The following is a 13,792-nucleotide window of genomic DNA, read 5'->3' on the forward strand; positions in this document are numbered from 1 at the left end:
TTTATCAGATATAATAACCTTTTTAATTATAACATATCCGGGCGTGTCATCGTTAATGTTTATGAAAATTTCAATTGAACAAAACATACAAAATAAAAAGAAGGGAAGTCTTCCCTTCTCTAATCTTTGACTTGTAAACCTTCTTTAGGAATCTGAATATGAATCGCGGTTCCTTCTCCAACAGTAGAATCGACGCTTAAAGTAACTCCTAATTTCTTTGCAATTTCACTAGATAAATAGAGCCCTAGTCCAGTCGATTGATGGTTTACTCTTCCATTGAATCCACTAAATCCTCTTTCAAAAATTCGAGTTTGATCATGAGAAGCAATTCCAATTCCTGTATCTTTAATAGTTAGTACATCCTTATCGAAAGTAATCTCAATCCTTCCCCCATCCGGAGTATACTTAACCGCATTGGACAATACTTGCTCCACAATGACCCCTAGCCATTTCTTATCCGTTACGACTACCTCATCAATAGGAATATATTGTAATTTCAACTTCTTATGAATGAAGAATGTGGCGTATTTTTTGATGACAGGATGGAGTATTTCATCTATCTTTACCTTTTGTAAATCCAAATCTCTATGGAAAGTTTCCATCCGTACATAGTGCAATGCCAATTCCGTGTAGGCTGTAATTCGTACCAATTCTTGTTCCAACATGGACTTTTCCGCAGTTTGTGGAAGGTTCCGAATTAAGAGTTGGCTGGACGCAATACTCGTTTTAATCTGGTGCGCCCAAAGCGTGTAATAATCAATATCTTCTTTTCTACTTTGTTGCATTTTGGTCTTTAACTGCTGCATTTCTTGCGTTAAATCTTGATTCTTTTCAAAGAGAAGATGGATCATAGGAGAAAACTCTTCTTCCAAGGATCTCGCTTGCTGATTCAAAGCTTTCACCATGCTTTTATATTTTCTCCAGCCATGCCAGAGCAAAATAAACAAAATAAAGCATAGGAACAATCCTAATAAAAATAAATAGTAGAAAGCTCCTGTACCGCCCCAGTTAAACACCAATGCAAATATCGCCGAAAACACTTCGATACATCCAAATGAAATCATTAAAGTATGGTGCGACTTGAGCCATTGAATACTAAAATCTTTTTTTGTCATCATTGAATTTCTTCCGCCATTCCATACCCAATTCCTTTTTTAGTCGTGATGAGATTTGCTAAACCAATTTCAGCTAGCTTTTTACGAAGTCTCGCCACTGTCACTGAGAGAGTATTGTCATCTACAAACAAATCACTATTCCAAAGTTGATTCATCAACTCTTCTCTAGTGGCGATATCCCCTTGTTTCTCAAACAAGACTCTTAGAACAATTAATTCATTTTTAGAGAGATCTATTTCCTCTCCATTAAAACTCACTTTTGTGCTTGCTAATTGAAGGGTTGCACCTTTATACTCTATCCAGTCTTTCTGCTGTACAAATTCATAACTTCTACGCATCATCCCTTGAATCTTTGCTACAAGAACGCTAGGTTCAAAAGGTTTTGTCATATAGTCATCTGCACCCATATTAATCGACATCACAATATCCATCGGTTGATCGTGAGAGGATAAAAACATAATCGGCACTTGAGACACTTTACGAATCTCTTGGCACCAATAATAACCATTAAAAAACGGCAATGTAATATCGAGAATGACCAACTGAGGATTCACAGATAAAAATTGAGTATATACCTGAGAAAAATCTTCTACAGCGACAACTTCATAATTCCATTTTTCTAACTCGGATACCACCGCATCACGAATGACTTTTTCATCTTCTACAATCATAATTGTTTGCATATACTCACCTCGCTATCATTGTATCATCTTTCGTTTTTTCAGAAAACTGTCGACTTTTCTTTTACCTAATTTCTCGTATCATTTCCCATAAAGTCGTTATATTATCTTGGTGCGCTCCAATTTCATATTCAAATCCTTTGGACTCATCGTACCCGAAAATAGAAAAATCTATCGGTTGCGATTCGTCTATCCCCAAAATTCGATTAACCACTGGAAGTTGAATGTTATATTTCAGATAAAATTCATTATCCCCAGTAGGACTTTCTTCTTTCTTCGTATAATTCTTATTTACCAATTTTGCTTTTGCTAAAATATCTTTATTCAATTGCAATTCCTGGAATAAGAACTTTCCTTGTGGCCAGAGTTTTTTCGCCTCTTCTTCGTTTTCAAAAACAAACTTTCCATCCACATATTGGAACGTAATACTTTTCTCTTCTTCCTTTGTTTTAGAATTGAGCTGCTTAATCGTCCCAACTAGTGGTTTCCCTTTTTCCCTAGCCTCAAGATAAACAAATACATTCGCGTCACCTACTACACGCATCTGACTTACGGTAAATCCCTTCGGAAACTGCTCAAATAAATCTTCAATATTTTCTGTCGGATACACACGACTTAATTCTTTCCTAGCTAGCTCTTCAAGATACCCACGACTTTCGCGCCCCTGGCATCCCACTAACATCGTCACGCATAACATCAATAGCCCAATCCACGACCATTTCTTTAACTTCACACACAAAACCTCACTTTGCAATTCAGTGCCTTCATCATACCATATCCCACCTTCACCACCACATTCCCTAATAAAATCCTAAACTTTGAAACAAAAAAAGAATTAAGCAAAGTTGCTTAATTCCTTTCTTACTCTTCAATTCTTTCAATAAAGTCTAATTTTTTATCTATCTCGACTGTAAGCGAGTAGTAGTATCTTTTATTTGAATTGCTTCCATGTAGCCCTAATGTGACTTGTTGTTTCTTTTCTAGCCCAAGGAACTCATTAATTTGTTCATTCTTAACGACATAATCTATTTCAAAGCTACCGTTATTACCGTTGTAGTAAGTATCCTTTAGCTTAAATTTCGAAAGAACCTCTTTATTCAACGTCAATTCTTGGAATAAAAACTTTTCTAATGACCAAAGCTTTCTCGCCTCTTCTTCATTGTCGTATGAATACTTCCCTTTATCATACGTAACTGCAATTTTCTTTTCTTCGGCTCCACTTTTTATATCGATTTGTTTTATTGTTCCTTCTATTGGTTTCCCCTTCTCAACCCCGTCTAATTCTATATCAATGAATTTACCTTCCAAACGGTAAGATTGATAAATCGTAAACCCATTAGGAAATTCCAAAAATAGATCTTCTAAGTTTTTCGTTGGATAAACTCGACTGATTGGAATCCCAACTCGCTCTTCCAAATATTCTCTGCTATCTCTTCCTTCACATCGGAACAGCATAAAGATTAACGCAAAAAACAGTGCAATATAAAATACCTTTTTCCCTTTCATAAGCTAATCCTTTCTTCACGACGTTTTTATCCTATTATCAAGCAGTTAATCATACACTCGTTCGTTAAACTCTAATCCAGCTTTATTTTCAACCGACACAGTATAATAATATCCAGCATTACTATTGCTTCCATAAAACGATATATCTAACACTTCTGATTCATCTAATTCGAAAAATTGATTTAAACCACTGTTTTGAATAGCGTAATATATCTCAAAACTCCCATTTTTTGGATTGTATGATTTATCTTTCAGTTTTAAACGCGACATTACATCCTTATCTATCTTCATTTCTTGGAACAAGAATCTTTTATATCCCCAAAGTTCCGTTGCTAATTTTTCATCAGAAAAAGAGAACTCCTCATTCTGATACTTAACTTCCACTTGAGAAGTTATCTCTCTATTTTTTCGATTTACTTTCTTTATGGTTCCCGCAATCATCTTTGTTTCAGGGTCTCCTGTAAGTTCAACCTTGATTCGATATTCTCCTTCAGTATGAGATTGATAAATCGTAAAGCCATTCGGAAATTGCTCGAATAAATCTTCTAAGTTTTTCGTTTGATACACTCGACTAATTTGAGTCCCTATTCGGTCTTCTAAATAGCCTCTACTATTTCTTTCATTACATCCATACAGTATTGTGATTACTGAAAAAAACAGTGCAATATAAAATACCTTTTTCCCTTTCATACTCGGATCCTCTCTACATGACCTTTTGTTTTAATCATATCATACTTTACAAACGAAACGATACACCCTTATCAAAATCTCATTTCCAATTTCACAAATACTATTCCTATCTATAACAAAACTTTAAAATGTAAAGAAAAAGAATTAAGCAAAGCCGCTTAATTCCTTTCTTATTCTTCAATTAACATTTTATTGACATTCTATAAACTTAACCATTTCTCGTTTTCATGCTCAATGGATTGAGTAATAGCCTTTGAAAATTGCCCTTTAATTTCTTCATCAATTTCTGAATTGATTTTACGAATTTCTTGATTTGCTTTTTCTCCAATCTTTGAAAGAGCAATATTATATTCTTCTAAATAGCGATTTCTTATTTCTATTCTCCTAGGTGCGTAAATTAATCGCACTAATAGTTTATCAAATGCTTTAGCTAGTGTCGAAAGTCCATGATATACATCACCTGGAAATTGATTATATATTTGATTCATAGTACGTTCTGCTTCATCAGAAAATCTAAACATTTTTTCTCCTCTTATTATTCTTCAGTATTTAGCTTTCGAAATTTGTTTTGTAATTCTTCAATTTGCATTTCTTGCACACGAACCGTTTCTCTATAATGAACATATAAATCATCAACATTATTTTCGACAGCTTGTCTTCTGAGTACAAATTGGTTCTTATTAGCTTCAGAGTAGGCATTAAAAATTTGTTTTAATCTATTTAACTCTTCTTCACTATCTTCATTGTCTTTTTTTAAATCATAAATAACTCTGTCATATTTATCTTCTAACCATCTAGAAATAGATTTTTCAAAATGCATTAATTCACTCAACTCATTTTCAAGTTTCTTTTTTTCTTTATTAAACTTATCTTTTATATCATCTAATCTCAAATAGGCTTCTTTTATTTTTATGACTACTTCATCTTTATCATTCATCACTGGTTATCCTTCTAATGTAAACATATTTTCTAATTCTTTATCTTTTTCAATCAAAGCCTGAATGCCAGTATCAAGATTAGTTTTTAATCTATTAAATGCATCCACAATATTTCGGACTTCTTTTTCCTTGTCACTACAACGACGAGAAATTTCACCAACAATCGAGTCATAATGAACTCCTGCTTCTGCAAAGGCTGATAATAATTCATCTGGACTTAGACTCAATCCTAAATTAGAATTTGTTAAAGAATCATACAAACTCTGTGCTTTATATTGAGTCCCTTCCCCCGAATGTTCTATTAGTTCTAATGATGATGTTGACACATTAATTAATCCCTCTGAAAGAGTTTGCGCTTGCATTGCATCTAGATAAATCAATTGAGAACTTGTTACCCCTTCGAGGCTAATAGAATTAGAGTTGGCAAAGGATCTTTTTCTCTTCTTTAGAGATTGCATCCTACTACTTACCATTTCTATTGTCGAAACCAATTGTTCTTCTGCATTAATAATTCGTAATATCTTTGCAACTTGTTTCGCATTTTCCACAATAAGGTCTAATCCATGTCCACTCAAAATTGGCAGAGTAAATTTATCTCCTACAAATACGCCATTGGAATTTTCACTTGTGTTTGTTAACGGATCATTTTTTGCAACGATACGAACAATTCTACCAGTATAGTTCGCAATATCCTCATTTATTTGATTAATATTTTGAGAAACTATGGGACTAATTTTTATTTGAATCCCTTTCATATAAAGCGGAGCGGGATTATAAACTATTGCCATCTTTGAATTATACCTGAGCGCGACACGCATCGCGACGTTCCCACCAAGCGAATGACCAGTTGGAATTAAATTCTCAGAACCATATTTTTCTGCAAGTTTTTCATAGAATTCAAATGCAGGTTTATAGTGAAAGCCTGTTCCTAAGAAAATACCTGAAGCATCGGCATAAATATCTTCCCCTGCATTCCCATCCAGATTGGTCCCAGTATAAGAAACAATTATCTTACCAGTATTTTTATCACGAAAGGCCGTCCCACTTGTCCCTGTTATCTTATCATAAAAATCATCAAGATATTCTAAATTATCAGGAACTTTTTTCCTCTCGTCCACATTCTTAATTACAACAGAATTATCTGTTTCATTTGGGTTAGTAATTCTTTCTTTCTCAAATTCATATGAAAGATTAGACCCATCTAAAGAAGGTATCAAGCTTCCGGTTTCTTGAACTTTACCCATATACTCATCCCCTGTACCAATTACTCACTAATTCGTTCTCTAAATTTAAAGTTTCTGTCTAGCTCAACTGTAAGCGTATAGTAATAACCTCTATTCGCATTACTACCATGGAAACCTAATGTAACTTGCGGTTGGTTTTCAAGCCCAAGAAACTCGTTGATTTGTTCGTTTTTAACGATATATTCTAAGTCAAAACCACCACTATTACGGTTGTAGTAAGTATCCTTCAGTTTAAATTTCGATAAAATCTCTTTATTCAACGTCATTTCTTGGAATAAAAACTTTTCTAACGGCCAGAGTTTTCTTGCCTCTTCTTCATTGTCGTATGAATACTTTCCTGCATCATACGTAACTGCGATTTTCTTTTCCTCAGCCCCACTATCTCTATTAATTACTTTTATCGTTCCTTCTATAGGCTTCCCCTTCTCAACCCCATCTAATACTATATCAATGAACTTATCTGACAACTGATAAGATTGATAAATCGTAAACCCATTAGGAAATTGCTCAAATAAATCTTCCAATTTTTTCGTCGGATACACTCGACTAATTTGATTCCCTATTCTGTCCTCCAAGTATGCTCTACTATTTCTTTCATTACATCCAAAAAGAATCATTAGTAATACCCCCAAAAAACTAAATTTAATAAATCTTTTCACTATCATACAGAACACCTCTCTTGTTGAGTTTGTTGATTTAATCATATCACACTTCACAAAAAACACAATATATCATCATAAACACTTTTCAATTTCCAAAATTTAAACTCCTGTCTACTCCGTTAATAAATGGCGTATCAAAATCCAAGATTAGAATTCCTTCTATACTAGCTTTTCCTTCTTTCGAATGAAGGAATATTTGTTCTAACTTCATCGAAGCAATACATTAACTTAAGCGCTGATAACACGAAAAACTCCTCAGAGGTTATAGAAAGCATTATAGGGGATGATAACCAATGTGAATTACAGTCTCTAGAAATTCATTTCGTAGAGACTGTTTGAAGCTTGGTAGGTTTGAGACCTAAGGCTCAAACCGGTATCCTATAATGCTTTTCTATAACAAACTCTGAGGAGTTTGAAGTGTCTTTATATTATTTCACCACAGTCTTAAAGTTGTTGTTAACTGTTGCTTCGATGACTGGATGTTTGCGCAAGTATTCCGCAATGAGCTCCGTCATGTCAATCTGCACCTCACGCACAATCTTCTCCGGCTTAAACATACTATAGTTTCCGCCACCAACTGCACGATATTGATTTGCCACCACTTCTAATTCATCAGTCGGTTGAACTGGTTTTCCATGATAGTCTAAACGTGTGACACGGTCTCCAAATGGTCTTGTAAAGTCTAAAGTATACTCGATTCCTTCATACATATCATAGTTGTAGAATTGAGGTTTTGGCTCCACATATTTAGGATTGAAGACTGCTTTTCCATTTTCAACAATGAAATAAGTAGCTACTCGTTCAAGAGCCGCTTTCAAGTCCGCTCCGCTCACTTTTAGAACGGCTAATGTATTTGGATAAATGTAGTTCGTAATCACGTCACGCATGCGAATTTCAGAATTAAACCCACGTCCATCATTATTAAATAACGCCGTTCCGGAAATATCTGCACCACTGGCATCCATTTGAACTTTGTTAATAAATTCAACATATGGATGTTCTTTTAAACGCGCTTCGTGAGGATCTTTAATCGTCATATCCCCGACTACTGTTCCAACAGTTGTGTCTAGCCAATCTTCTACTTCTGCTTGTAAGTCGCTAAACATTTCTACAACTTTAGGATCTGCTGGAACTTCTTCAGTTGGATGAAGTTTTGCTTCGCTTGAAACAACGGTATACTTCCCGTCTACTTTTTCCACTTGTAAGCTGATTTCACCCACATATGCTCCGCGGTATCCTGGCTGAATCACTGGAATCCCATTCACTTTTTGGGCAATCACTCGGTGTTGGTGTCCTGTCACTAAGGCGTCGATTCCTTCTACTTGAGTCGCAATCGCATACCCTTCGTTTTCTCCTGTTAATAACTCTGTTGGGTCCCCGCATGAAAGGTCGCACTCGAATCCTCCGTGGTAAGTTACCACAACAATGTCCGCCACTTTACGCATTTCTGGAACATATTTCTTCGCAGTTTCTAACGCACTCACAAATACTAAATCTTTCACCGTTGCAGGTTGTTCCCAATTTGGAATATAAGGCGTTGTAATCCCTAGAACAGCGACTTTTACACCTTCTTTTTCAAACACCTTGTATGGCTCCCCAAAGGCAGGCTTACCGTCTTTTGTTAAAATGTTTGCACAAAGAATAGGATGATTATAAGACGTGATCGCTTCTCTTAAATAGTCAAGCCCATAGTTGAACTCATGATTTCCTAGAATCCCTAAATCATAACCTAAGTAATTTAATACTTTAGTTAAATCTGCAGCTACTTTTACATCATTTTTACGTACATAATAGCTTAAAGGCGACCCTTGAATAAAGTCTCCATTTTCAATTTGGATTACTGGTCCTTTAGCTTCTTGTTTTAATCGTTGAATGACCGTCGCAGCCTTTGCGGTACTGAATCCTAAATCCAAGTTTCTTTCAGTATAATTCGTTGGCAATACATACCCATGCATATCACTTGTTTCAATAATTTTTATTTCCATAATGCGCCTCTACTTTCTACAAATTCACAAATTATTGTACCATAAAAAAGCCCTGTCATAAAGGCACTTCTTTCTACTTCATATCTGTCTTACACACTGATTTCTCTTCCATTTTAAATAAAAAAACAGTAAATTCATCGACTTACTGTTTTTAGATCAATTTTCTTCTATAAACATTACTGTTCTTTTTGCAGTAGTTCTGCAATTTTATCAAATGTCTTACCGTTTCGAATTGTAATCGTTTTATAAAAAGGTTGCTTCAACAACTGCTTATGATAAGTCGTCTTCAAAAATTCCCCTTCATCCATCTTAGCCCAAAAGACTGCATTCTTTCCGATATACACTTTTTCATTATAAAGCTCAGAATTTTTTGCAAATTCAACGACCTCATCCGAATTTGTCCCCTGAGAATAAAACAAAATATCTTTTCTAGCAAATTCTTCGTTCCACCACTCTGGAAGATTTGCAATTTCTTCTAAATAAGTTTCTTTTGAAAGTAACGCAAAAGGAATCGAGAAGTCATAATTCTTTTCTAATAATTTTTCAACTTTCGAAACGATTTTTTCCATACTCTCGCTACTTGTAAAAAATAAATTTCCACTATTAATGTACGAATCCACCTCACTGAAGCCTTCACTCTTTAATAGTTCCTTCAGCTCACTCATTACGACTTTATTTTTTCCTCCAACATTGATGCCTCTTAATAAAAGCACATATCGCATTCAAATCACCTCTCCTGTCGGTTCATTATAACATACTCTCCATAAAAGACACTCATCTCATCCAGCACCGATTCGTCGTGAATGAGAAACACATTCTAGGGAAAGCCTCTCAACTTTCCTCAGCTTTTTTGTGTGGAATTCCCCTCAGGAGGCTTTTAGGTGTACACGAATAACATCAATTGCGACAGAAACAACGGTTTTGTTGAAAGATTAGTGAGAATATCCATTGAATGCGAATTAGAGACACTTACGAATCCATTCGTTAGTGTCTCTTTGAGGCTTCAAAGACGAGAGACCGGCGACTCGAGTCGGTGGCTCACTAATCCTCTTTCAACAATAGATACCGCTTTTTTCTAAAGCAATCATCACCTCATCCAACACCGATTCGTCGTGAACGAAGAACACAATTTCAAGAACGCCACACAACTTTCCTCAGCTTTGTTGTGTGGAATTCCCCTCAGGAGGCTTTTAGGTGTATACCAAAAACGTCCATTGCGATAGAAACAGCGGTTTTGTTGAAAGATTAGTGAGAACATCCATTGAATGCGAATTAGAGACACTTACGAATCTATTCGTTAGTGTCTCTTTGAGGCTTCAAAGACGAGAGACAGGCGGCTCGAGTCGGTGGCCTCTTTCAACAATAAAAACCGCTTGTTTCTAAAGCAATTCGCACCGGACTTCATACACCTAAAAGCCTCCCCGAAGGGGCATCACAGCACTAATACCTATTCCGCACTAACACCTATTCCAGCACTCATTCCACACAAAAAGCCTGAGGAAAATTCCCCAGGCTTTCATTGTAATTGTGTTGTGAATGAACTTTATAAGTGATTATTGATTCCACGCAGCATCAAATTGCGCTTTAGAATCTTGAATTAATTGATCCACATTGCCATTTTGAGTTGCAAAGATTTTTTCTAAAATCGTACGAACTTCAGCAAATGCAGGATCTGAGTTTTCAACTACAGGAATTGAGAATAAGTTCTTAGTAGCATCTGCTAAGATTGCAGGAACTTTAGAACCTGATTTCTTGTATTCATCTTTTTCTAACACTGAAGCAACTGTTGGCATGTAACCTGTTTTTTGTGCCCAGTATAATTGAGATTCAGCTGAAGATAAGAATTTCAAGTATAAGAATGCTGCTGTACGTTGTTCTTCAGTAGTAGAACCTTCGAACATGTAAATGTCAGTACCTTGTTGCAAGTTGAATTTATCAGGACGTGGAGCTACGCCGTATTCGTATCCAGCTTCTTTAGCACCTTTAGCTACAAATGATTCACCAGCTGTTGAACCAACATACATCGCTACTTTTTTGTTTTGGAATGGTCCTGATAAGTATTTATCTGAACCAGCTGTACGGAAGTATCCGTCACGAATTCCGTCTGCATAGTATTTAACAACTTCTTTTGAAGCATCACTTGTGAAGTCTAATTCTTTAGTGAAGTCAACGCCTTTGTTCTTCATACCAATTGCATAGTAGTTATTTAATGAGTCGAAACCAGCACCCACAACTTCGTGGTTTGATTTTTCGTAAATTGTTTTAGCGGCTTCTTTTAATTCATCTAAAGTAGTTGGAACTTTAACACCGTATTCTTTTAATAAATCTGCATTGTAGAATAATACTTCTGTAGATTTGTTGAATGGGATACCGTATTGTACTCCGTTGATTCGAGCACCTTCCATTAAGTCTGAACGAATTTCTTCACCTTTCTTGAATCCGATTGTTTCGTTTTCAAGATATGGTTTGAAATCTACTAACGAATCTTGGCTCGCAGCATTGAATAACCAGTTAGGATATGCTTGAGTGATTGTTGGCAAATCTTTTGGTGAAGTTAAAGTTGAGTTGATTTTAGCTTGTAAATCTTTATAAGTAGATTGGTTTTGTAACTCTACTTTAATATTTGGATTAGCTTTCATGAAGTCTTCTGTTAATTTTTGAAGAGCTTTTTCAAGCTGTCCGTTCATGGCATGCCAGAAAGTGATTGTTGTTTCTGATTTAACCTCTGTTACGATATCTTTTTTAGTTTCAGCTTGTTGTGAGCCATTTGATGAGTTAGCTCCACATGCTGTTAACGCTACAACTGATGCTGTTGCTAGTGTCGCTTTTACTAAAGATTTGAATTTCATTTTTCTTCTCCTTTTGTTATATAGTTTTTACAACACAATTTTTTCGCCGCGATACGGCAATATTCTTTTGCCATACGGATTTTCCAAAAGTTCTGGTTTTAACGTATGGATTGGAATCAAACACTTAGGCTCAATCATCGCAATAATTCGGTCTAAATCTTCCGGTTTTGCGTGACCTGAGCAGGCAAGGCGAACAAATTCAATGTTTTTTTCCGCCAATAAGTCCAGAAACGGTTGATAGTTCGGATCAAAGTCTCCTAGAGGCTGTGCATCACTATGGATGTATAAGCTTCCCTCTTGCAAGCGATCAAAATGATCCACCACTTGCCATAAGTACTCTGAAGTATCCTCTAATAACGTTTCGTATGGAATTTCTAATGCTGGATCGAGTTCTTCTAGTCGAGGAGCTCCTTCACGATAGTAGTAATGAGCTTCTTTTTGGAAGACTTCTTTAAGAAGTGCTGCCATTGTTGCTTCAAGAACAACAGTACGGCTTGTTCCTTCGACGATTTTCTCAAAACGACGAACATTTGCCGGATACCCATTAAATGTAATTTGTCGATGCGGATTTTCTTTTTCTAGAAAAGCAATCTGACGGATCACATCTTCCTCAGTTTCCGGTTTGAAAGCTTCCACTTCTGCTGGACGGTCACCAAAACTGATAGAGACTCCTTCCATCATTAAAATGTCAGTATGTTTTGCTTTTTTACAAAACTCAATCGTATCTTCGGCATTATGCCCATGAAGTCTTAAATCACCGGTATACGTAATATGGTGACCTGGTGTTTTGATGATTAAAGCAGCAGCCCCGTAGGCATCATGGTCTACACGAACGATTTCTACTTCGATTTCTCCCACTTTAATCACATCACCAGCATCTAAGCCAATCATGTCTCTTGTAAATGACTCGTCTTCAAATGGTGATGGAAGCAAGAATACTCCATTTCGATTGAGCGAGTTCACAATCATTTTCGTTTCCTTCAATGTATATAAAGGAATATTTGGGTCTAAATAATTCAACATTCTCGTATGATCTAGATGCGCATGTGAGATAAAGACAGCCGTATTGGCGTAGTCTTTATCTTCATCTCCTTCATATTTGTAAGGAATTCTTGCATCATAAACATTTTTTAAATGTGGAATAACTCTATGATTTACGAGCGTTTGTACCGATTCATCGGTCAATTCTAATTTTGGGAGGAATTCTGTTCCAAAGTCGAAAAAGATATGGCTATCTTTATAAGCAACTTCAATGACAGTCCCACCAATGGTTAAAATTCCGCTATGAAAGGTAATCGTTGTTTTATCCTTTGATACCATTCTTCGCTACCCCTCTAATAATTTCTTTTCGGAATACGAAGTAAATTAACAGAATCGGGATAACCGTTAAAGTAGCAGCGGCCATTTGTAAATGAACGTCACTTCCAGCTTCTGTTGTGAAGGCAGAAAGACCATTGTTCAATAGACGGAATTCTTTCGTATTTGTAACCAATAATGGCCATAGGAATGAATTCCAGCTTTGGATAAATGTTAAAATCCCTACTGTTACCAACGCTGGTTTACACATTGGCACTAAAATGCGACGGATATATTCCAAATCACTGGCACCATCAATTTTAGCAGCCTTGTAGAATGTACTTGGGATTCCTTTTAAGTATCCGTTTAAGTAATAAATATAGAAGATACTTGTTAAAAACGGAATGATTAACGCAATATAAGTGTTTAACAACCCTAATTGAGCGATTGTTTGGTAGTTTGTAAAGATGATTGATTCATATGGAACCATTAATAAGGAAACTAAAATCATCATTACAATATTTTTCCCTTTGAACTGTAAGCTTGTGACAGCAAAGGCTGCTAGTAACGAAGTAGTGACCGTAGCCACTGTTGTAAATAGAGACACGAATAATGTGTTTCCAAAGTAACGTAAGAACGGAGCACGGCTAAATACTTCTAGGTAGTTACTAAATTGGAACGAACTAGGAATAAATGATGGCGGAATGCTTGTTGCTTCTGCGTACGTCATTAACCCTGTCATAATCATATAAATAAATGGGAATACTGTAATTAACGCTAAGAAAATTAATAGCGCAACCGAAAATCCATTAAATACTTTCTTCATC

The 13,792-nt window shown here is 35.8% G+C and carries 14 protein-coding genes; all 14 read right to left on the bottom strand.

Translation table 11 applies throughout. The features are described from left to right. Nucleotides 1-119: 119 nt before the first annotated feature. Nucleotides 120-1,118: a sensor histidine kinase gene (locus NQ540_RS08265; RefSeq protein WP_005606154.1), complete on the bottom strand. Its 999-nt coding sequence runs from the start codon at nucleotides 1,116-1,118 to the stop codon at nucleotides 120-122. Further along, a complete protein-coding gene (locus NQ540_RS08270; protein ID WP_005606156.1) occupies nucleotides 1,115-1,798 on the bottom strand; it encodes a response regulator transcription factor in 684 nt (227 codons plus the stop codon). Before NQ540_RS08270 ends, NQ540_RS08265 begins: the two co-directional genes overlap by 4 nt. Nucleotides 1,799-1,859: 61 nt before the next feature. Beyond that, the gene (locus NQ540_RS08275) at nucleotides 1,860-2,528 is read right to left on the bottom strand and encodes a hypothetical protein (RefSeq protein ID WP_156780435.1); all 669 of its coding nucleotides are present in this window, start codon (nucleotides 2,526-2,528) and stop codon (nucleotides 1,860-1,862) included. Nucleotides 2,529-2,656: 128 nt separating this feature from the next. Then, entirely contained in the window at nucleotides 2,657-3,301 is a 645-nt protein-coding gene (locus NQ540_RS08280) for a hypothetical protein (RefSeq protein WP_005606161.1), read from the bottom strand. A gap of 45 nt (nucleotides 3,302-3,346) precedes the next feature. Beyond that, nucleotides 3,347-3,991 (bottom strand): hypothetical protein, encoded by a 645-nt coding sequence (locus tag NQ540_RS08285; protein ID WP_005606163.1) that lies wholly within the window; start codon nucleotides 3,989-3,991, stop codon nucleotides 3,347-3,349. 200 nt (nucleotides 3,992-4,191) lie between these two features. Next, a complete protein-coding gene (locus tag NQ540_RS08290; RefSeq protein ID WP_005606165.1) occupies nucleotides 4,192-4,512 on the bottom strand; it encodes a hypothetical protein in 321 nt (106 codons plus the stop codon). Between the two features lie 14 nt (nucleotides 4,513-4,526). Continuing rightward, nucleotides 4,527-4,931, bottom strand: coding sequence for a hypothetical protein (locus NQ540_RS08295; RefSeq protein WP_156780436.1), 405 nt, complete (start codon nucleotides 4,929-4,931; stop codon nucleotides 4,527-4,529). Between the two features lie 3 nt (nucleotides 4,932-4,934). Further along, the gene (locus NQ540_RS08300; protein WP_005606169.1) at nucleotides 4,935-6,173 is read right to left on the bottom strand and encodes an alpha/beta hydrolase family protein; all 1,239 of its coding nucleotides are present in this window, start codon (nucleotides 6,171-6,173) and stop codon (nucleotides 4,935-4,937) included. Between the two features lie 20 nt (nucleotides 6,174-6,193). After that, entirely contained in the window at nucleotides 6,194-6,838 is a 645-nt protein-coding gene (locus NQ540_RS08305) for a hypothetical protein (RefSeq protein WP_005606172.1), read from the bottom strand. A 425-nt stretch (nucleotides 6,839-7,263) separates the two neighbouring features. Further along, nucleotides 7,264-8,820 carry a bifunctional metallophosphatase/5'-nucleotidase gene (locus NQ540_RS08310; RefSeq protein ID WP_005606176.1) on the bottom strand — a complete coding sequence of 519 codons (1,557 nt, stop codon included), beginning with the start codon at nucleotides 8,818-8,820 and terminating at the stop codon, nucleotides 7,264-7,266. A gap of 176 nt (nucleotides 8,821-8,996) precedes the next feature. After that, nucleotides 8,997-9,542: a DUF1697 domain-containing protein gene (locus NQ540_RS08315; protein ID WP_005606178.1), complete on the bottom strand. Its 546-nt coding sequence runs from the start codon at nucleotides 9,540-9,542 to the stop codon at nucleotides 8,997-8,999. 831 nt (nucleotides 9,543-10,373) lie between these two features. Then, entirely contained in the window at nucleotides 10,374-11,669 is a 1,296-nt protein-coding gene (locus tag NQ540_RS08320; RefSeq protein WP_005606180.1) for an extracellular solute-binding protein, read from the bottom strand. 27 nt (nucleotides 11,670-11,696) lie between these two features. Beyond that, nucleotides 11,697-12,989, bottom strand: coding sequence for an MBL fold metallo-hydrolase (locus NQ540_RS08325; protein WP_005606181.1), 1,293 nt, complete (start codon nucleotides 12,987-12,989; stop codon nucleotides 11,697-11,699). Continuing rightward, a complete protein-coding gene (locus NQ540_RS08330; RefSeq protein WP_005606183.1) occupies nucleotides 12,973-13,791 on the bottom strand; it encodes a carbohydrate ABC transporter permease in 819 nt (272 codons plus the stop codon). Before NQ540_RS08330 ends, NQ540_RS08325 begins: the two co-directional genes overlap by 17 nt. Nucleotide 13,792 lies beyond the last annotated feature (1 nt).

This window comes from Granulicatella adiacens ATCC 49175, from assembly GCF_025150565.1.
GTDB classification, from domain to species: Bacteria; Bacillota; Bacilli; order Lactobacillales; family Aerococcaceae; genus Granulicatella; species Granulicatella adiacens.